This is a genomic window from Holosporales bacterium (genome assembly GCA_031263535.1).
Taxonomy (GTDB): domain Bacteria; phylum Pseudomonadota; class Alphaproteobacteria; order UBA3830; family JAIRWN01; genus JAIRWN01.
This window is the reverse complement of record JAISFO010000034.1, coordinates 13,438-32,789: the sequence shown is the minus strand read 5'-3', so window position 1 is coordinate 32,789 and position 19,352 is coordinate 13,438. Positions and strand designations below refer to the sequence as shown.

The window sequence follows — 19,352 nt, the reverse complement described above, 5'->3', positions numbered from 1 at the left end:
AAAGAGGGCCGAGGCCCTCATCTTTGCTCTCAAAAACTAAATTTCAATATTTGATTCTCAATCGACTAACCTTATTCATCCATATCGTCAAATAATCCGTCGATTTCCGTATGACCGCTGTCCATATCTCGCCTGCACTGACGCAATATCTGAAATATTTGTCTCCACATGTCACTGTGCTCCTGAGATTGATCTCTTTTCTTCATCAACGAATCAATGCGACCAAACTCCGGCTCTCCAGGATCCAAAAGACAAAGAATTCCATAAACTTGCATGAAAAACTGAGTATCGGAAATATCACCCATGCAGTATTCATCAAATGAATTGTGAAGCATCGCCTTATATACCTTCTTATCTTCCGAATTTGCGACATCACATAAAAAATTGAATGTGCCTAAAGTTCCTGGCTCAAAGTGCGTATCAAGAGAACGTTGTATCATATCAGACAGGTAAGAGTGATGGTATTCTGCCATAAAGCCGTGTGGGCCTTTTTCCACAAATGGCCTCATATGCGTAAGCTTAGAACAATCAAAATAATTTGAATATGTTCCTTCACCAGTCCCGACAGCTTCATCCGCTGTGTCTTTCAAGACACCTACAAAGCCTCGATTCGTTATATGCTGGCGTGTCTTTTGTCCCTGTGTATCAGTAAATGTCAAATCTACAAACAGGACAGTGTCCAGAGCAGCGTTACTATCAAAAGCTCCACCTAAACCTAATAAAGCAATACTACCAATCAACAAAGTTTTTTTAGTAATCATAATTTCTCCTATATAAATTCCAATAACCGTTAATAGTTTACAAAAAAATTTTTCAGAAGTCAACACTTTTTTAAAAAATTTATCCTGACGCTTGGCAAAGGCGCAGATATGCTGTTGTTTATTCAAGAGCTAGCCTTGATACATAACAAGGCTTTGGGGCGTACAGTCAGAATTTATAGCTTGGGTCTACTATTACGATCTCGTCCTTTTCGTTCCAGCCAAGTATTTTCCTGATTTGCTCGTCTAGAAGATCTGGATCGAGGGAGCGACTTCTCAGCCTGCTTACACTGTTTTCAAGCGCAGCGCTTTGTTGTTTTAAGTTGCTCAAACGATCGTTTAGAACTGTGATCTTGCTGTTCACCTGCCGCCAGGAGAATATCCCCCGCTTTCCGCAAAGAATGTGATAGGCAAAATACGCCGTCAGCCCTAAGCAAAACAGCGGTAACCAGACTTTTTTTAAAGGATGAGCACTTGTACTCACAGCCCTAATACCCCTTAACAGTGCGGTCGATTGCCCTTAGTTGCGTTAGTAGGCCTTCCAAATCATCGAGCCTTAGCATATTTGTCCCGTCGCAGGGGGCCTGATCTGGGTCGTTATGAACCTCAAGAAAAACGCCAGCAACACCGGCCGCAACAGCGGCACGCGACAGGGTTGGAATAAACTCACGCTGCCCGCCGCTTTTGACACCAAGCCCCCCTGGGATCTGTACAGAATGCGTGCCATCAAATATTACTGGATAGCCAGTTGCCGACATTATGGGGAAGGACCTCATGTCTACAACTAAATTATTGTAACCGAACATGGCTCCGCGTTCACAAAGCATGACGCTATCATTGTCGCTCTTGGCGACCTTTTCCGTGGCCTGAATAATATCCCAAGGGGCCAAAAATTGGCCTTTTTTGATGTTCAAAGGCTTTTTAGTTTTAGCCGCTGCAACTAACAAGTCGGTCTGGCGACACAGGAACGCCGGAATCTGAAGCATATCCACCACTTCCGCAACTGGCGCGCACTGATCCGGCAAATGCACATCTGTTACGATCGGGCATTTAAACTCGGACTTGATCTCTTGAAATATTTTCAGCGCTTTTTCCAGCCCCATCCCCCGACCAGAATTAATGCTAGTCCTGTTAGCCTTGTCAAAAGAGCTTTTAAATACAAAGCTAAAACCGAGCTTTTTGGTTATACTGCACAGGTGATCGGCCATAAACATAGCATGATCGCGACTTTCAACAACGCAAGGCCCAAGTATAAGGGATAATGGCAGTTCGTTACCAAACTTAACCCCACTTACGTCGACAATTTTCTGCTTGTTAGTTTGCATAGAAATTTAGGAGATTCGATTCCGCTAAATGTCCATCTGTAGAAGAAAAATATGATGGCTTGAATATGTCATAATGCTTATTTTCGTAAAACGCATTAGTATGGCCTGGCGAGAACGGCGTCTCATCTTCCAAAAACAAATAACCAGCAAAAACACATGCACAAAACACAACGATCCATATGAAAAATTTTATAACCTTCAGAAGGCGGCTTTTTTTAAGGCACTTGTCTTGGCATGGTGGAGTTGTGCACGCGCAACTGCGGACCTCTGAGATTGCCTCTTTTTTATCACTATCTAGAGCTAGAGGCCAAACATGCCTGCAGGCTTTGCACCTTACTTTGCGGCTTGGACTTAGTTTGCTGATATCCAACCTGTATTTCTTGCTGCAATTCGGGCATGTAACTGTCATAGCGCTAATATACCTGTGATCCTGTATGGCTTTATCTTACAGCCTGCGCACCTGATTTTGCAAACCCTATTGAGTCTTATCATACAACGCGGATTACTGTGGGAACTTATCACTTATTTTTCGAAAGAGGATGGTTGGCCAGCAGTTCTTCCCTGATTTTATCATTAGTTAGGTGGGTATAGATCTCGGTGGTTACGATGCTTTGGTGTCCCAACATCTTTTTCACACTTAGAATATCTGCGCCGTTGTTTATAAGGTGAGTGGCAAATGCATGCCTCATCACATGCGGCGATACTAGGCTTAGGTCTATTCCCGATGTAGAAGCCAAAGCTTTGATAATTTGAAATATACGCTGTCTGGTCAGTCTTCCTTTAGGGTGAGTCGATGGGAAAAGCCAGCTGATGCTGGTAAGATTCTGGTGTAATTTCCATTCCTTTAGCAGAAACAGAAGCTGTTCGGGAACTGGGACGATACGCTCTCGTCCGCCCTTACCGTACACCAAAACGTACTGCCCATCAAAAGCGATTGAATTTACCTTAAGGTTAAGCATCTCGCTTACCCGAAGCCCGCTTCCATAAAGAAAATGCACGATCAGTTTAGTGCGCAGCGACTCCGGATATTCCAGCGTATCGGCCGCTTGAAGCATATTAAAAATAGACTGCGTATCCAGGAATTTCGGCAAGTTTTTGGCGATTTTCGGATTATCGATATGCAGCGTAGGATTCAGGATTACTATTTGCTCTTCTGTTAGGAAATTATAGAATTGCCTTAATGCAGATAGGCGTCGACAAATGGTCCTATTAGACTTCTTTTGATCGTAAAGCATTCCCATGTAGTTTGAAATATCCACCGCTGTAACGGATGTAAGCGGTATAGAGCCGATAAACTGCATAAACGCCCGCAGATCCATAACATAGGACTTGACGGTGTTTTCTGCACTTCCATATTGACCTGTAAGGGCTTCGGTAAACAGCTCTATAAGGTTATCTTGCTGTGACATTTGTTATGAATAAGCGTGTAAAGAAACGCTACAGCAGCGCCAACACATATGGACGAGTCAGCAAAATTAAACGCCGGCCAGTGATATTCAAGAATATGCCAATCGATAAAGTCGACAACCGCCCCAATACTAAGGCGGTCAATCGCATTTCCCACAGCGCCGCCAGCAATTAGTCCAGCAGATACGGATATCGCAGACTGAGGGTTGCATACTACCCAAACAAGAAGCGCGATGGCGGCTGTTATAGCTAAAAAAGCCAATATCAGCGACCCGTCAATCTGCATATTTTGCAAAAGACCAAAGCTTATACCGCGGTTGTAGACCAGACATATGTTAAACCATGAAGTTAAGTACAATTCTTTGGGCGGCAAAGAGTTATTAAAATAATCCACGACAATATGCTTGGTCCATTGATCTAAAAATAACACTGCCGCCGTTATTAATACCGCAAACGATAAGGCTTTTAATTTCTTAGACACGAAGTATTGCTGCGCACCTGTCGCATATCTCTTCAGGATTTTGTTCAACTTCCGGCAAGACCTTCCAGCAACGCTGGCATTTCTTGCCATTGGCCGGAACAACTTCAATGCCACAAGAAATCGCCCCATCTACAACATAAGCATCTGTCGGAGGTTTAGAGTTTTTGATATCGACTGAGGAGGTAATAAACAGCTCAGCCCAATCTTTTGCCGAAAGACCTAAACCAGAAGCAGTTGCCTCTGGATCATATAGAATCACACTGGCCTGAAGGCTTGAGCCAATTACTTTGTTTTCCCTGGCGCGCTCAAGTCCGGCCGTTGCTGTTGCACGAAAAGCCTTTATCAGTTTCCACTTTGCGTCACGTTCTGGGCTATGCCATTGCGCAGGGATTACCGGCATATCCTGCATATGGATACTGTCTGCCTCAGGATGCCTGGTCAACCAAGCTTCCTCTGCTGTGAAAGACACTATCGGGGCCAGCCATTTAACAACAATTTCGAACAGAATCGATAAAGTTTGACGATATGCCTTACGCTTAGGGTCGTTATCGCCGTCACAATATAAACAGTCTTTTCTTACATCGAAATAAAACGCTGACAAATCGGCGCTGCAAAAATTGTGAATCTCGGTAACAATACGGTTAAGGGAAAAGGTTTCAACCTGCTCTCGAATAAACTTATCTAAGTATGAGACTTTGTGCAGTACCCACTTATCCAGCTCCGTCAGCAAATCATAGTTAAACGGACCATCATCAAACTGATCCAGCGCGCCCAGCATATAACGCAAAGTATTCCTAATCCGTCGGTATATATCCTCTTGCTGCTTAAGAATAGTCGGGCCGAACTTCATATCCTCAGTGTATTCGTTGTTGATGGCCCAAAGCCGCATTATATCGGCTCCGTTTTTGGTAACAATGTCCATTGGGTCAATAACGTTACCAAGCGACTTGGACATCTTATAGCCCTGCTCATCCACCACAAATCCGTGCGTGAGCACAGACTTATATGGAGCGCTGTCATAAGTCGCGCAAGCGTGTAAAAGCGACGCTTGAAACCACCCCCTATGTTGGTCCGAGCCCTCAAGGTAAAGATCGGCCGGCCACGCAAGTTCTTCGCGGTTTTTAAGGACATAGGCATGAGTACTTCCGCTTTCAAGCCAAACATCGACTATATCGAATACTTGCTCAAAATCGCTGGCCTTATATTTATCACCAAGAAAATCTTGCGCCGGGTGGCTGTACCAAGCGTCAGTCCCTTCTTTTTCTATTATCGAGGCTGTTGTGTCTATTACGGACTGGTCCTTTAGTATGTCGCCAGTTTTTTTGTCGATAAACATCGTCAGAGGCACACCCCAAGCGCGTTGTCTTGATATACACCAATCACCGCGAGAACTTACGAACGATTTTATCCTGTTATACCCCTGACTCGGCAGCCATCTTACATTTTCAATCGCCTTAAGGGCTTTTTCACGTAGATTAGTTTTGTCCAAACTTATAAACCACTGTTTGGTTGTGCGGTATATAAGCGGAGCCTTCGATCGCCACGAATGAGGATAGCTGTGCAATATTTCCTTTGCTGCCAGCAAAGTCCCAGGGCGCTTGCGCAGTTGATCAAGGATATCCTGCTCTACCTTAAAGATATGCTTTCCGGCAAATATTGGCACATAGTCGTAATAGCAGCCACCATCGTCCACCGTTTGCACTACCGGAACGCCATATTTCTTGCAAACGTAAAAGTCATCCAAGCCATGTCCTGGGGCAGTATGAACCAAGCCAGTACCTGAATCTGCGGTTACGTGCTGGCCCTCAAGTAAAAGTATGTCAAAATCATATCCCATACCTGCCCAAGGATGTTGATCGTAAAAGTCATCAGGTCCATTGTCATTGGGCTCCATCTGTCCTGAGCCCCTGCCAGGGTCAGAGGTAACATGCTTGCCGTCAATCAACGCAACGTCAAAGTTATACCCCATTCCTGCCCAAGGATGCTGGCAGACAACCTGTTTTAGCTCGTCGTGTCTTACCTGCCGAATTACAGTATGGTCACTTGCCTCGATATCCTTAAGGAAATTGTCTTTCAATTCCTCTGCGATGATCAGTTTGGTGTTTAAGTTTCTATCCTCTAAACAGCCGTTAACCGAGATAAGTAAGTACTTGATTTTATCGGAAAACGATATCGCCCTGTTACCCGGTAAAGTCCAAGGCGTAGTGGTCCATATAACACAAGACGCATCGAGCAGGTTGCTCGACGAAGCCTTTTTGATCTTAAAGGCCACATATATGCTTGCGGACTTTTTGTCTTTATACTCAAGCTCAGCTTCGGCCAGGGCGGTTTTTTCAACTATAGACCATAAAACCGGTCGCTCGCCGCGATATATGGCCCCGCTCATAAGCAGCTTGCCGAACTCGCGAACCATAATCGCCTCGTTTTTGGGATCCATGGTTAAGTATGGATTTTCCCAATCGCCCAGCGACCCTAAACGCTTGAAACTGTTTCTTTGGACATCGATCCAGTAGCTTGCAAAATCGCGGCACATCTTGCGAAATTTAATTGTATCTGGCTTATCTTGCTTTTCGTCCTTAAGTTGCTCTGCTACTTTCCACTCGATCGGTAAGCCGTGACAGTCCCATCCCGGTACAAACGGAGCGTCATATCCCTGCATTTGCTTGAACTTTATCACCGCATCCTTAAGAATGCGATTCAAGGCTGTGCCTGCATGCGGCGATCCATTAGCGAATGGAGGGCCGTCGTGCAGAATAAACTTTGGCCAGCCTTTAGATTTAGCCCGAATCTTCTGGTATAAACCAGTCTTTTCCCAACGGTCGAAGATTTCCTGCTCTTTATTTGGCAGAGCACCTTTCATTGAAAACGATGTATTAGGCAGGAAAACCGTTGATTTATAATCCATGTAAAAACCTAAATTGTTTCCGCTATATCAGCCGCCTTTTTGTAAGCATCTTCCAGCGTTCCGACCATGTAAAAAGCCATCTCTGGCAGATGGTCGCACTGACCTTCTATTACCGCTTTGAAGCTTCTGATGGTGTCATCCAGGCTTACATACACGCCTTTCATGCCAGTAAATGCCTCGGCGGCATAGAATGGTTGAGACAGGAATTTTTGTATTTTTCTTGCGCGTGCAACCGTCAGCTTATCTTCTTCGGACAGCTCGTCCATTCCTAAGATAGCAATAATATCCTGAAGAGATTTATAGGTTTGCAGAATTCTTTGAACTTCGCGAGCCACATAATAATGATCTTTACCAAGTACCCCAGGATCCAGGATTCTGGAAGTAGAATCCAGCGGGTCAACCGCAGGAAATATCGCAAGTTCAGATATCTTACGACTTAAAACTGTAGTCGCGTCCAAGTGCGAGAACGAAGTAGCCGGCGCCGGATCCGTCAAGTCGTCCGCCGGCACATAAATGGCTTGCACACTGGTAATAGATCCTTTATTCGTACTGGTTATACGCTCTTGCAGCTCACCCATTTCGGTAGCAAGCGTAGGTTGATAACCAACTGCCGACGGAATGCGCCCAAGCAGCGCTGATACCTCGGACCCAGCTTGCGTGAACCGAAATATGTTGTCGATAAACAGCAGAACGTCCTGATTCTCATAATCGCGAAAATATTCGGCTACTGTAAGTCCGGCCAAAGCAACTCTGGCTCTTGCCCCAGGCGGCTCATTCATCTGCCCATAGACAAGCGATGCTTTTGATCCTTTGCCGTCGGCTGTATTAACGCCAGAGTCAATCATTTCATGATAAAGGTCGTTACCTTCGCGCGTTCTTTCACCAACGCCCGCAAAGACTGAGTACCCACCATGCGCCTTTGCGATATTGTTAATCAGCTCCATAATAAGAACCGTCTTACCAACACCGGCACCGCCAAGCAGGCCAACCTTCCCTCCCCGTACATAAGGGCAAAGGAGGTCAATGACCTTTATGCCTGTTTCAAGAATCGTCGCTTCTGTCGTCTGGTCGGTAAGCTTTGGGGTAGATCTGTGAATGGGCAGCTTCATCTTATGTTCTATCGGCCCCAGCTCGTCAATTGGCTCACCCAGTACGTTCATGATACGCCCAAGCGTACCTTCCCCAACTGGAACCTCTATTTGATGATTCAGATTTTTAACAGGCTGATTCCTGACCAAACCATCGGTCGAGCCCATAGCGATCGTTCTTACCTGGCCGTCGCCTATATGCTGGGCAACCTCAAGTATCAACTTATCTTTACCGTTTTGCATCTCAAGCGCAGTTAGTACTGGTGGTACTTCGCCTGGAAAGTACACATCCACAACTGCGCCGATGACTCTGGTAACCTTGCCTTCAGATTTTTCCGACATACTATTGCTCCTAAAGCGCCTCTGCGCCAGAGATTATCTCTATTAACTCGCCAGTCACAACCGCCTGACGCGTTCTGTTATAAGTCAACACAAGCTTCTCGACCATCTCTTGTGCGCTTTTGGTGGCATTATCCATCGCCGTCATACGTATGCTGTTTTCACAAGCGCCGCTTTCTTTCCCTGCCTGTTTTAACTGTATCAGAAGGTTATGTTCAAGCAATTCGGCCATAAGCTTAGCTTCCTGAACAGCAAAGGAAGGAATTTGGCGGCTGATTTTATCGTTTTCGTCTTGTGGCCGCGCAAAGTCGACAACTGGCGCAATCTGCACAAAACGCAGTTCGGTATTTATCGCCGTAAGAAAATGGTTATATATCAAGAAAACTTGGTCCAGCTCTTTCTTATAGAACGCCATCAACAGCTGTTTTGTGAATGATTTGAGGTTATCACTCTTGCTAAAGAAATTTGAAGAATATCCCTCTACCCGCGCATTCGGCAGGTTTTTACGCAGATTATTAACAATCTTAGTCCCTATGCAAAAGACGCTTACACTTACTCCACGACCTAAAAACTCCTTGATACGCGCTATTGACTCTTTCGCGGTATGTTCATTAAAGCTGCCGCACAAACCTTTATCCGATGCGTAAATTATAACAGCAACGCTTTTTATCTCTCTAACCGGGCCGATCAGTAGCGGATGCTCTGCCGTCAGGCTGTTACGGCATGTCCCCAAGTATCTGACGGCTGCTCGTACAGCATTTGCATAATAACGGCCGCCCTTTGCCTCTTCTTCAGACTTGCGAAACTTCACGCCAGCCACCAATTTCATCGCAGCGGTGATTTTCTGCGTGGATTTGATGCTTCCGATTCTAGTGCGAAGGTGCTTTAGATTGGCCATCTCAGGAAGACTCGTCAGCTTTCAGTTTCTTAAGGTAATCTTCGGTAAAATCCTTCAAGAAAGAATCCAATACCTCGGCTGTTTCTTTGCTTAAAGTCTTGGTTTTTTTGATTGATTCTACAATTTCAGGATGGGCGGTCCTGATTTTTTGCAGCAATTGTTCCTCAAAGCCCTGGATAAGATTGACTGGAACGTTGTCCAGGTATCCATGCACGCCGCTGAAGATACTGATCACCTGGTCTTCCATGCTAAGCGGATGGTATTGATCCTGCTTAAGCAGCATAGTCAGATGTTCGCCACGCTCCAGCAGCTTTCGGGTGGACTGGTCAAGGTCTGAGCTAAATTGGGAAAAAGCGGCCATCTCTCTGTACTGCGCCAAATCCATTTTGATACCAGATGCTACGCTTTTCATTGATTTAGGCTGAGCCGCAGACCCCACGCGACTTACGGAAATTCCGATATTTACCGCCGGTCTTATGCCTTTGAAAAACAGCTCGGTTTCCAGAAAAATCTGACCATCAGTGATTGATATAACGTTGGTCGGAATATATGCGGATACATCTCCGGCCTGGGTTTCTATAATCGGCAGGGCCGTGAGTGACCCGCCCCCATGCTTATCATCAAGCTTAGCCGCCCGTTCTAACAGCCTAGAGTGAATGAAGAACACATCCCCTGGATACGCCTCTCTTCCAGGCGGACGACGCAAAAGCAGCGACATCTGACGATAAGCAACTGCATGCTTGGACAAATCATCATAAACAATCAAAGCATGCATACCATTATCGCGGAAATACTCGCCTATCGCGCATCCGGTATAAGGGGCCATAAACTGCATGAGCGCTGGATCCGAAGCCGTAGCCGCTACTACGACGGAATACTCCATCGCCCCAGTGTCCTCAAGGACCTTAACGACCCGAGCCACTGATGAACGCTTTTGTCCTATTACCACATAAATGCAATAGAGTTTCTCGTTTTCTGCGCCGTTCTTGAACGCTTCACGCTGATTTATAATCGCGTCAATGGCTATTGCGGTTTTACCGGTTTGGCGATCGCCTATGATAAGCTCTCTCTGCCCGCGTCCTATGGGCACCAGGGCGTCAATGGCCTTTATTCCGGTCTGCATAGGCTCATGAACAGACTTTCTTACAATAATGCCCGGGGCGTTTGTTTCAACGCGACGGCGCTCTGACGTCTCAATCGGCCCCTTACCATCGATTGGGTTACCAAGGCCGTCAACAATTCGCCCTAAAAGAGCCTTTCCCACGCCAACCTCGACGATTTGGCCGGTGCGACTGACCTCGTCGCCTTCTTTTACTTTACTATCTTCGCCAAACAGCACGATTCCAACAGAGTCGCTGTCCAGGTTAAGGGCCATTCCTTTTACGCCAGAATTAAATTGCAACATCTCGCCGTACTGCACGTTATCAAGCCCAGTTGCGTGCACAACTCCATCGCCTACGGATATGACTTTGCCAATCTCAGACAGATCGAACTTCTTGTTCAGGTCGGCCAAACGCTCCTTCAGTTTGGACGATATCTCTGCTGTGTTAAGCATAGGCTTCTCCTGTTATTGCGTTCTTAACACGCTGTAATTTGTTCTTAAGCGAGGCGTCGATCAAGCATGACCCGATCTTCAAAGTGAACCCGGCAACCAACTCGCTGTCTCGTCGCCAGTCAATCAGCAATTTCCTGCCAAACAGTTTTTCAAGATTGACCTTCAAATCAGCCAGTTCTTTGCCTTTAACTTCTTCAGCCGATATGACTTCTACACGCCTGACTTCTTGCGCAACCAGACATATCTCGTAGGCCTTTTCGATTACCTGCGGGAAAAATCCAAGCCTTTGGTTTTCATGCATAACACCTATTAGATTGCGGAAAACCTCTGGCAGGTCTTTAAGCGCGCCTTTTACTGCGTCAAACATCTCATCATACAGGTCTGCTGCGCGAAATATTTGAGTCATGCTTGGGGAAGCGCCGTCGTCGGCCTTAAATAAATCAAGCAACTCAGCCATATACTCAACGTTAGTGTCTAGATTTGCGATCATCTCTTCCGTAAGAAGTTTACTGAGCGCGCTTACATAATTGCTGATAACGGATTTTTCGAATGACATTGCTGCTTATGATACGAAAAACGCTTGCGTCTTTTTAGCATATTTAATCAGACTTTTGCAAATTTAGTATGCTAAAAATAACCAATCAAAAGGCCAAAACTACGACTTAAGGTGGCTTAGCCATAAAAATGCAACGAAGAGTTGAAGTAAAATTATAAGAATATTACTATTAAGAAATGTGCATGAGGAAAGATATGCTCTGGAGATGGATAAAGGCTGTTATTGCGTTGCCGTTTAATGTCTTGGTAGTAGCGCCCGCGATTATACTTTTCTTTGCCGGTTATCATTGGAAACTTAACGAGATGTATTTAATGATTATTGGCGCAACGTTGTTGACGATCGGGTTGTTTTTAGCCGGATGGACTATGCGGCTTTTCGCCCAGAAGGGGGAGGGAACCGCCGCCCCATGGGATCCGCCTAAGAAATTAGTCGTTGCTGGCCCATATTGTTATGTCAGAAATCCAATGATAGTAAGCGTGATAATCATGCTAACCGCCGAGTCGTTACTGCTGAATTCCTGGCATATTTTCATTTGGTCGGTTGTGTTTTTAGCAGGAAATTTGGTCTATTTCCCCTTGGTTGAAGAGAAAAAATTAGAGAAAAGCTTTGGCGTGGATTATCTAAACTATCAATGCAACGTGCCTCGCTGGATCCCAAGGCTTACAGCCTGGAAGCCCGAATAATTTAAAATCAGTGAGTTGGCGCGCTTAGATCATCCTTTCAATCCGGTTTTTGATAAAAGCTCATCCATCTTGATACTAGGAACGTTCCCGTCGGTAAAATCGCGTGGAGAAGGTTTCTATTACGGGCATCCGCAGAATAGGTTTTGGAAAATAATTGCAAGCGTTACAAACACCAATCCTTTTCCGGAAACAATCGCCGATAAAAAACAAATGCTTCTTGCGAATAAAATCGCTCTTGGGGATATATTACAAAGCTGTGATATTGAAGGCTCAGACGACGGCAGTATAAAAAATCCAACGCCAACCGACCTGTCAAAGATACTAAGTAACGCAAGCATTAAAAATATCTTCGCGAATGGAGATAAAGCCTATCGATTACTTCTCAAGTATTACGGCAAAACTTTACAAAATATTATAAAACTGCCTTCGACAAGCACTGCCAACGCAAAGTATAATATCGAAATGTTAATTACCGCGTGGAGTCAGATACTCAACTAAAAGCGGTTGTTATTTATTATCCAAATAATTAACGCCTATTGCAGCGCGGACCTGGGCCATGGTTTCGGCTACAGCAAGCTTAGCCTCGTTGGTTCCCGTCCTAAGCACGTCAAGGATATACTCTTTTTTCAGGCTTAGGCGCTTTCCGCGAATCGGGGTTAGCAGATTCTGCAAAACATCATTCAAAATGCCCTTTATGACCGTATCCCCAAGGCCGCCACGCCTGTATTTGACTTTTAGGTCCTCCAACTCATTTTCGTCCGGATGAAAGGCGTCAAGGTAAGTAAACACGACGTTACCTTCGACCTTTCCTGGGTCGCTGGCGCGTATATGATCAGGGTCGGTGAACATAGAAAAGACTTTCTCTTTTATCACGCCTGGCTCGTCAGAAAGGAAAATAGCATTACCCAAAGACTTACTGGCTTTGTTTTGTCCATCAGTGCCAACCAGCCTTGGGGTCTTACTTAAAAGCGGCTTAGATTCTTTTAGGCAATTGGTATTATAAATGCTGTTAAACCGCCTAACAATCTCGTTGGCTTGCTCGATTATAGGGATTTGATCTTCACCTGCGGGCACCAGCTCTGCCTGGAATGTTGCAATATCGGCCGCTTGGCTTATGGGATAACACAAAAACCCAACTGGGATGGTGTTGCCAAAACCCTTCTGCTGTATTTCCGCCTTAACTGTTGGATTGCGCTTAAGTCTTCCAAGGTTGACCAAATTAAGGAAATATATCGTTAGCTCAGCGATTTCAGGAATCTGGGACTGTATGAATATAGTCGTTTTTTTAGGATCAAGGCCAACCGCCAGATAGTCATAAGCAAGCTCATATATACTGCTACGTATTTTATCGGGATTGTCGAAGTTATCAGTTAGCGCCTGAACATCAGCGATCATCACGTACTGCTTATATTGATTTTGAAGATCTATCCGGTTTAGCAGCGACCCGATGTAGTGCCCAAGATGCAGACGACCAGACGGCCTGTCGCCAGTTAGGATTATCTTGCCCATACCCTGCCTACTCTTCTTCTTTGACTGAGCTATAGCTAGCGACTGCCTGAAGTTCTGTAATCGCCTTAAAACAGCCAAGCGATTTTCCTAGTATCCAGAAAATCAGCCCGCTGATTACTATAATTGTAATTATTATCACAGTTTGCCCTAAGCTGCCATGTGAATAAGCGTTGTTCGTGTATAAATCCATCATATATGCGCTTACCGCCATAACACCCGAAACAAGCAATAACTTCAGGCAGACGATCCAGCTTTTGCTAAGAATGTGCAGCTGTTTACGGCGCACCATTGCGGCATATAAAACTGCTACGTTTATCCAGGAGGAAGCCGATATAGCAGCCGCAATACCAACGTGTCCAAGGTTGATTTGGTTAAAAGCCTGAATAAAAAAGAAGGCGGATACAAGGTTGGCCGCCAGAGCGATACCGCCAGCTATAACCGGGGTTTGAACATTTTTCTGAGCAAAAAAGGCAGTGGAAAATATTTTGGTCAGTATATAAGACGGCAATCCCAAGGCAAAGGCGGTCAAAACTGGCGCGGCGTTTCGTATCTCGGCTGAGCCAAACTTGCCGTGTCCATAAAAAGCCGCGGTAATTGGCTCGGCCAAAACTGACAGCACAACTGTCGCCGGAAGAATCAGGGCCAGCCCAAAAATAATCCCCATATTGAACTGAGCGTTGCCTCTCTTTAGGTCTTTGCTCTGCAAAAATTTTGTCAGCGGCGGCAACAGCACAATACCAAGAGATACCCCCATAATCCCAAGGGGAATCTGATTAATATGATCGGTATAGTACACATATGAAACAGATCCTGATGGCAAAAACGACGCCAAGCTGATACAGCCGATAAAAACGTTGATCTGCCAAACGCCAGCGCCCACTGCGCCAGGTATAATGCGCTTGATTATCGCGAAAGCTTCCGCCGAAGGCCTTCTGGTCGTTATTCTGACATTGATTCCGTACATGTTGACATTGATCCAGAGTATCATTACCTGAAGAATACCGGCCGTCATTGTCGCCCAAGCCATCATATGCCCAACCCTTGGTAATCCGAAATAGCCAAAAAGCAGCGCTATGATCAGGCATATGTTCAGCGTCATCTGAACAGCGGCTGGTACAGCGAATTTATTGAATGCGTTCAGTATTCCGCCAAACAAAGCCGCAATGAACGATGTAATGGCGAAAGGAAAACATATATACCCAAACTCTACCGCATAGCTGTACTGCACACTGCCAACGGCAAATCCTGGCGCAAGCGCCTTTATAATGCTGGGAAAGCAAGACAGGAAGAATACAGCAAAGATTGTTAATATCAGCGCCAATTGGGACAGGACTTGCGAAGCTAATACAGAGGCGGCAATCTTACCGTCCTTGCTAAGGACGTTGGTAAACCTTGGCAGAAAAGCGGCGTTAAATGCGCCCTCAGCGAATAACTTCCTCAGCAGATTGGCAAGCTTGAACGCAACTGCAAATGCGTCGGTAATCGGCCCAGCCCCCAATACAGCCGTCTGCAGAGCGTCCCTTATAACGCTGGTTATTCTGTAGAGCGTTGTATAACCGCCTACGGTAAATATCGACTTGATTACATCCACTAAATCCGCCTCATATGTGATACACCCGCCTACTTTGTCGCCAGTTTATTTTTAACTTCGTACAAAGCATCAAGCGCTTGCTTTGGGGATAAATTATTTAAATCATACATTTCAAGCATTCCTATTATTTCAGAGTTGTTGTACTGATCGTCTTTGTCTTGCGGCTCAGATACTTCGGTTGAAACTGAGACTGATTTATCGTTTTCTATCTGCGACAGAATATCCCTTGCGCGCTTAATAACCTCTGACGGAATGCCGGCCATTTCCGCAACATGAAGGCCGTATGATTTGCTTGCGACCCCTTCCAAAATCTCATGATGAAAGATAATCTTGCCGTTCCAATCTTGTATCTTAGGGGTTTGACATTTTACTCCGCTTAGATGCTGCGCCGCATTGACAAGCTCATGATAATGCGTTGCAAACAAAGCTCTGCAGCGGTTTTTGTTGTGTATTTGCTCAAGGATTGCCCAAGCTAAAGACAGCCCGTCAAACGTTGACGTGCCGCGCCCCACCTCGTCAAGAATCACAAACGAACGCGGTCCAGCTTGATGCAAAATGGCAGACGTCTCAATCATCTCTACCATAAAGGTGGATCGGCCGCGGGCTAGCTCGTCGCTGGCGCCAATACGGCTGAATAGTTTATCAACAACGCCAATGTGGGCTTGTTTGGCTGGAACGAACAGGCCGGCCTGAGCCATAATTATTATAAGCGCATTTTGCCGGAGATAAGTGCTTTTACCGGACATGTTGGGACCAGTAAGCAGGCTGACCCTCGTTTTGTCATCAAAATAGCAATCGTTCGGCACGAACGAATTGCCGGATATGTTGTCTCGGCAGACAGCTTCTACAACCGGATGTCGGCCTTGCTTGATATATAGGGATAAATCATCGGTTAATACAGGCCGGCAGTAGTCTTTTTTCTTGCCAACCAAAGCCGTCATAGACGACAGATCCAACACAGCCAGCGTATAGGCCAATTTCCTTAGGTCTTCTGCGCGCTCGGCAATCATCCTGATTATATCGTCAAATATTTTTAGTTCTAAGATTATCGAAGCCTCATGCGATTGCTCTATTTTGAACTGAAGCTCAGCCAACTCAGTGGTTACATACCTAACCGCATTAGCTAACGTCTGGCGGTGAGTAAATACATCCTCAGGCATATAGTCTTTTTGAGTATACGGGACCTCCACATACCAGCCCCAGATATTATTTTGCCGGATCTTAAGCGACGAGATTCCGGTCATGTGTACATATTTTTCCTTAAGCTTTTCTATATGTTTATGCGACTCGTCCTTCAGGGACCTAAGCTCATCAAGCTCAGTGTTGTATCCCTGGCGTATAAACCCGCCATCTTTGGTCAAGTATGGCGGTATATCGACAAGAGCTTGCTGAAGCATCTCTTGAATATTGGAAATATCTGGGACAGACCTAACAAAGTCACCAACCTCTCCGGCGTCTTTCTCATAAACATCAACAGCTTCTGTCAGCTTTTTATGAAATCCATTAAAGATTTCTAAGGCCCCCTTGATGCTACAAAGATCTTTTGGCGAGGCGCGCATGAACAGAACTCTGGACAAGGCACGTTCTACATCAGGGCATACTTTAAGGGATTCTCGTATACTGCCGGCAAGGTCTGGGCTGCTTACAAAAAACTCAACTCCATCCAGACGACGATTCAGCTCTTGCACATCGAAGATGGGGCTTGAAAGCCTAGATCTTAAAAGCCTTCCACCTCCTGCATAAGCGGTTTCGTCAATGCAATCTACAAGACTGGCTGACCCAGGCTGGTTGGGGGCCAAAATCTCAAGATTTTTACGCGTAGCTGCGTCAATCTGTACCATACGGTCAAGATGAGCTTTAAGCGGCGGGCTAAGCCGCGGAAATTGTGAGCGCTGGGTAATAGTGAGATACTCAATCAACGCTCCACTTGCAGAGATTTCCGCCTCACTAAACTGGCCAAAGCTGTCGAGTGTTTTGACGCCAAACACTTTCTCTAGCCTAGACCGCTCTGTAATCGGTGCAAACTTCGTGTCTGGTATAGGGGTGATGCGTACCCTAATCGTCGCCATAACTTCGCTTAGCCACGGGTTATCGGATATGCTTTGAGGGCAGATGACTTCGCTGGGGATATACCTTGTAAGTTCACTTAGCAGGTCATCTTTTTTTACCGTCTCAACCAGAAACGTTCCCGTAGAAATATCGATAACCCCCAAGCCAAAGGATTCTGCAATGTTTATAACCTTTGCGTCAGAGCTGCATGGCATAATCGAGATCAAAAAGTTATTGACCTTAGCCTGCAGCAGCCCATCTTCGGTGATTGTGCCAGAGGTCGCAATTCTTACAACTCCGCGGTTCACCACCGCTTTTGATCCGCGTTTTTTTGCCTCCTGCGGGGTCTCTAGCTGGTCGCAAATGGCCAGGCGGAACCCCATCTTTATAAGGCGCTGCATATAAGTATCCAAATGTATAGCCGGAATACCGCACATCGGAATATCTTGCCCTCGGTGTTTACCGCGATGGGTCAAAACTATATCAAGGGCGGCTGACGCGACTTTGGCATCTTCAAAAAACAGCTCAAAAAATTCGCCCATGCGAAATAAAAGCAAGCAGTCAGAGTATTGCGACTTAACCTCAAAATACTGCTGCATCATCGGCGTATCGGTTGATGAATCTTGAAACAGTAGTAAATCGTTGCTCATTTCACAAAAATTACGAATTGATAACCGCTGATGCTAGCGGTATGCTGATAACCATTCTAGTATAATTTCCAAGGCGCGGCAAATGTCTAAGGTATATTTCTACTACTCATCGATGAACGCAGGTAAATCGACCAATCTTTTGCAGTCTGCATATAACTATAACGAGCGCGGGATGGAGTGCATACTTTTCACTCCCGAGCTTGATGACCGGTTCGGTAAAGGAGTAATTGCATCCAGAATCGGCCTCTCATCCCCAGCTATACCTGTAAACAAAAGTTTCGACTTATTTACCTACACTCAAGATCAGCAAGCTTCTTCGCAGAATTTGGCTTGCGTGTTGGTTGACGAGGCCCAGTTCCTTACGCGTGAGCAAGTGCGCCAATTGACTGATATTTCTGATATATTGAATATTCCGGTTCTGGCCTATGGCCTTAGGACGGACTTTCTGGGGCAATTATTTGAAGGAAGTAAGTGGCTGCTGGCCTGGGCGGATGAATTGCGTGAGCTTAAGGCCATATGCTTCTGTGGCAAGAAAGCGAGCATGAATATGCGTCAGGACAAAAACGGCAAAGCGGTTATAGAAGGTAAGCAAATCGACATAGGCGCAGAAGACAAGTATATAAGCCTGTGTCGCAGGCACTTTAAAGAAAAAGTAATCAGCGAAATCTGAACCTGAATGCGGATACTGTTTTTCGGCGACATAGTTGGGCGTGGCGGACGCGATGGGGTGAAGCGGATTCTGCCTAAGCTGCAGAGTAAATTCTCACCCGACCTGATAATCGCCAATGCAGACAATGCAGCCCATGGATTTGGTATCAGCAAAAGCGTTGCTGAAGAGCTGTTTGCTTTAGGTATAGATGTTTTAACGGGCGGCAATCACATTTGGGATCAAAAAGATTCGATCGGCTATATTGCTCAAACTCAAAGGGTGCTTCGCCCTCTTAACTACCCAAACGGTACTCCAGGGGCAGGATATGCCTTTGCGCAAACACACAACAGTACTGGCCAGGTTTTGGTTCTGCATCTTCAAGGGCAGTATGAGATGCCTCAAAAGTTGGACAGTTCGTTCAGTTGCGCCGAACAAATTCTGGAAAAATACGCTTTAAAAGGAAAAGTCGATGCGATTTTTGTGGATTTTCATGCAGAGATGACGTCCGAAAAATTGTGTTTAGGGAATTTTTTGGACGGTAAAGTCTCAGCTGTTATAGGTACTCACACTCATGTTCCCTCCGCTGATCACAGAATCTTACCCAACGGAACTGCATACATGACCGACGTAGGTATGTGCGGAAATTATGATTCAATCCTTGGTATGGAAAAACAGATCTCAATTAACCGTATGGCAAAGCAGTTCAGCCTTCCTTATAACCGCCTGACCATTGCAGATGGCGAAGCGACTGTATGCTGCGTAATGGTCGAGATAGACGATAAATCTGGGCTGGCGACCTCTATCACCCCAATCCGCTCTGGCGGGATATTGGCTTCTTGCGGCGAAGTTTGATTGAAAAATTTGCTACCGCTCGGCAAAAGTACAGATTTAAGCATCAACGTCGCATTA

18 protein-coding genes are annotated in these 19,352 nt (G+C 45.6%); 4 read left to right on the top strand and 14 right to left on the bottom strand.

Going from position 1 to position 19,352, the window contains the following annotated elements:
- Positions 1–71 precede the first annotated feature (71 nt).
- The 11 genes from LBL30_04310 to atpH form a co-directional block, all read right to left on the bottom strand.
- Positions 72–887, bottom strand: coding sequence for a hypothetical protein (locus tag LBL30_04310; protein MDR1032311.1), 816 nt, complete (start codon positions 885–887; stop codon positions 72–74).
- Positions 888–927: 40 nt separating this feature from the next.
- Positions 928–1,242: a septum formation initiator family protein gene (locus LBL30_04305; protein ID MDR1032310.1), complete on the bottom strand. Its 315-nt coding sequence runs from the start codon at positions 1,240–1,242 to the stop codon at positions 928–930.
- A 4-nt stretch (positions 1,243–1,246) separates the two neighbouring features.
- Positions 1,247–2,083, bottom strand: coding sequence for a 3-deoxy-8-phosphooctulonate synthase (gene kdsA, locus LBL30_04300; GenBank protein MDR1032309.1), 837 nt, complete (start codon positions 2,081–2,083; stop codon positions 1,247–1,249).
- A complete protein-coding gene (locus LBL30_04295; GenBank protein MDR1032308.1) occupies positions 2,073–2,492 on the bottom strand; it encodes a zinc-ribbon domain-containing protein in 420 nt (139 codons plus the stop codon). Before LBL30_04295 ends, kdsA begins: the two co-directional genes overlap by 11 nt.
- A gap of 109 nt (positions 2,493–2,601) precedes the next feature.
- Complete coding sequence (locus LBL30_04290; GenBank protein MDR1032307.1) at positions 2,602–3,492, bottom strand: tyrosine-type recombinase/integrase; 891 nt, start codon at positions 3,490–3,492, stop codon at positions 2,602–2,604.
- On the bottom strand, positions 3,468–3,971 hold the full coding sequence (gene lspA / locus LBL30_04285; GenBank protein ID MDR1032306.1) for a signal peptidase II: 504 nt from the start codon (positions 3,969–3,971) through the stop codon (positions 3,468–3,470). Before lspA ends, LBL30_04290 begins: the two co-directional genes overlap by 25 nt.
- Positions 3,964–6,876, bottom strand: coding sequence for an isoleucine--tRNA ligase (gene ileS / locus LBL30_04280; protein MDR1032305.1), 2,913 nt, complete (start codon positions 6,874–6,876; stop codon positions 3,964–3,966). The genes lspA and ileS overlap by 8 nt, the downstream gene beginning before the upstream one ends.
- Before the next feature lie 8 nt (positions 6,877–6,884).
- A complete protein-coding gene (gene atpD / locus LBL30_04275) occupies positions 6,885–8,306 on the bottom strand; it encodes a F0F1 ATP synthase subunit beta (protein ID MDR1032304.1) in 1,422 nt (473 codons plus the stop codon).
- A gap of 10 nt (positions 8,307–8,316) precedes the next feature.
- Positions 8,317–9,201 carry an ATP synthase F1 subunit gamma gene (gene atpG, locus LBL30_04270; protein ID MDR1032303.1) on the bottom strand — a complete coding sequence of 295 codons (885 nt, stop codon included), beginning with the start codon at positions 9,199–9,201 and terminating at the stop codon, positions 8,317–8,319.
- Position 9,202: 1 nt separating this feature from the next.
- Complete coding sequence (gene atpA / locus LBL30_04265; GenBank protein ID MDR1032302.1) at positions 9,203–10,756, bottom strand: F0F1 ATP synthase subunit alpha; 1,554 nt, start codon at positions 10,754–10,756, stop codon at positions 9,203–9,205.
- The gene (gene atpH, locus LBL30_04260; protein ID MDR1032301.1) at positions 10,749–11,312 is read right to left on the bottom strand and encodes an ATP synthase F1 subunit delta; all 564 of its coding nucleotides are present in this window, start codon (positions 11,310–11,312) and stop codon (positions 10,749–10,751) included. The genes atpA and atpH overlap by 8 nt, the downstream gene beginning before the upstream one ends.
- Before the next feature lie 194 nt (positions 11,313–11,506).
- Between atpH and LBL30_04255 the strand changes: the two genes are divergently transcribed.
- Together LBL30_04255 and LBL30_04250 are read left to right on the top strand one after the other, a co-directional pair.
- A complete protein-coding gene (locus tag LBL30_04255) occupies positions 11,507–11,995 on the top strand; it encodes an isoprenylcysteine carboxylmethyltransferase family protein (GenBank protein ID MDR1032300.1) in 489 nt (162 codons plus the stop codon).
- A 15-nt stretch (positions 11,996–12,010) separates the two neighbouring features.
- On the top strand, positions 12,011–12,493 hold the full coding sequence (locus LBL30_04250) for a DNA-deoxyinosine glycosylase (GenBank protein MDR1032299.1): 483 nt from the start codon (positions 12,011–12,013) through the stop codon (positions 12,491–12,493).
- Positions 12,494–12,502: 9 nt separating this feature from the next.
- Here the strand turns inward: LBL30_04250 and trpS are convergent, their stop codons facing one another.
- From trpS to mutS, 3 genes are read right to left on the bottom strand one after another with little or no spacing between them, the layout of a single operon-like run.
- Positions 12,503–13,504 (bottom strand): tryptophan--tRNA ligase, encoded by a 1,002-nt coding sequence (gene trpS, locus LBL30_04245; GenBank protein MDR1032298.1) that lies wholly within the window; start codon positions 13,502–13,504, stop codon positions 12,503–12,505.
- A gap of 7 nt (positions 13,505–13,511) precedes the next feature.
- Positions 13,512–15,095: a murein biosynthesis integral membrane protein MurJ gene (murJ, locus tag LBL30_04240; protein MDR1032297.1), complete on the bottom strand. Its 1,584-nt coding sequence runs from the start codon at positions 15,093–15,095 to the stop codon at positions 13,512–13,514.
- 29 nt (positions 15,096–15,124) lie between these two features.
- Positions 15,125–17,794: a DNA mismatch repair protein MutS gene (mutS, locus tag LBL30_04235; protein ID MDR1032296.1), complete on the bottom strand. Its 2,670-nt coding sequence runs from the start codon at positions 17,792–17,794 to the stop codon at positions 15,125–15,127.
- A gap of 82 nt (positions 17,795–17,876) precedes the next feature.
- On the opposite strand from mutS, the gene LBL30_04230 reads away from it, so the two are divergent.
- On the top strand, positions 17,877–18,464 hold the full coding sequence (locus LBL30_04230) for a thymidine kinase (protein ID MDR1032295.1): 588 nt from the start codon (positions 17,877–17,879) through the stop codon (positions 18,462–18,464).
- 6 nt (positions 18,465–18,470) lie between these two features.
- Positions 18,471–19,295 (top strand): TIGR00282 family metallophosphoesterase, encoded by an 825-nt coding sequence (locus LBL30_04225; GenBank protein MDR1032294.1) that lies wholly within the window; start codon positions 18,471–18,473, stop codon positions 19,293–19,295.
- Positions 19,296–19,352: the final 57 nt, after the last annotated feature.

Excerpts from the sequence above, each read along its gene's own strand:
- kdsA (MDR1032309.1), bottom strand. The coding sequence starts at position 2,083 with ATGCAAACTAACAAGCAGAAAATTGTCGACGTAAGTGGGGTTAAGTTT.
- LBL30_04295 (MDR1032308.1), bottom strand. The coding sequence starts at position 2,492 with ATGACAGTTACATGCCCGAATTGCAGCAAGAAATACAGGTTGGATATC.
- LBL30_04290 (MDR1032307.1), bottom strand. The coding sequence starts at position 3,492 with ATGTCACAGCAAGATAACCTTATAGAGCTGTTTACCGAAGCCCTTACA.
- ileS (MDR1032305.1), bottom strand. The coding sequence starts at position 6,876 with ATGGATTATAAATCAACGGTTTTCCTGCCTAATACATCGTTTTCAATG.
- atpD (MDR1032304.1), bottom strand. The coding sequence starts at position 8,306 with ATGTCGGAAAAATCTGAAGGCAAGGTTACCAGAGTCATCGGCGCAGTT.
- atpG (MDR1032303.1), bottom strand. The coding sequence starts at position 9,201 with ATGGCCAATCTAAAGCACCTTCGCACTAGAATCGGAAGCATCAAATCC.
- atpA (MDR1032302.1), bottom strand. The coding sequence starts at position 10,756 with ATGCTTAACACAGCAGAGATATCGTCCAAACTGAAGGAGCGTTTGGCC.
- atpH (MDR1032301.1), bottom strand. The coding sequence starts at position 11,312 with ATGTCATTCGAAAAATCCGTTATCAGCAATTATGTAAGCGCGCTCAGT.
- LBL30_04255 (MDR1032300.1), top strand. The coding sequence starts at position 11,507 with ATGCTCTGGAGATGGATAAAGGCTGTTATTGCGTTGCCGTTTAATGTC.
- trpS (MDR1032298.1), bottom strand. The coding sequence starts at position 13,504 with ATGGGCAAGATAATCCTAACTGGCGACAGGCCGTCTGGTCGTCTGCAT.
- mutS (MDR1032296.1), bottom strand. The coding sequence starts at position 17,794 with ATGAGCAACGATTTACTACTGTTTCAAGATTCATCAACCGATACGCCG.
- LBL30_04230 (MDR1032295.1), top strand. The coding sequence starts at position 17,877 with ATGTCTAAGGTATATTTCTACTACTCATCGATGAACGCAGGTAAATCG.
- LBL30_04225 (MDR1032294.1), top strand. The coding sequence starts at position 18,471 with ATGCGGATACTGTTTTTCGGCGACATAGTTGGGCGTGGCGGACGCGAT.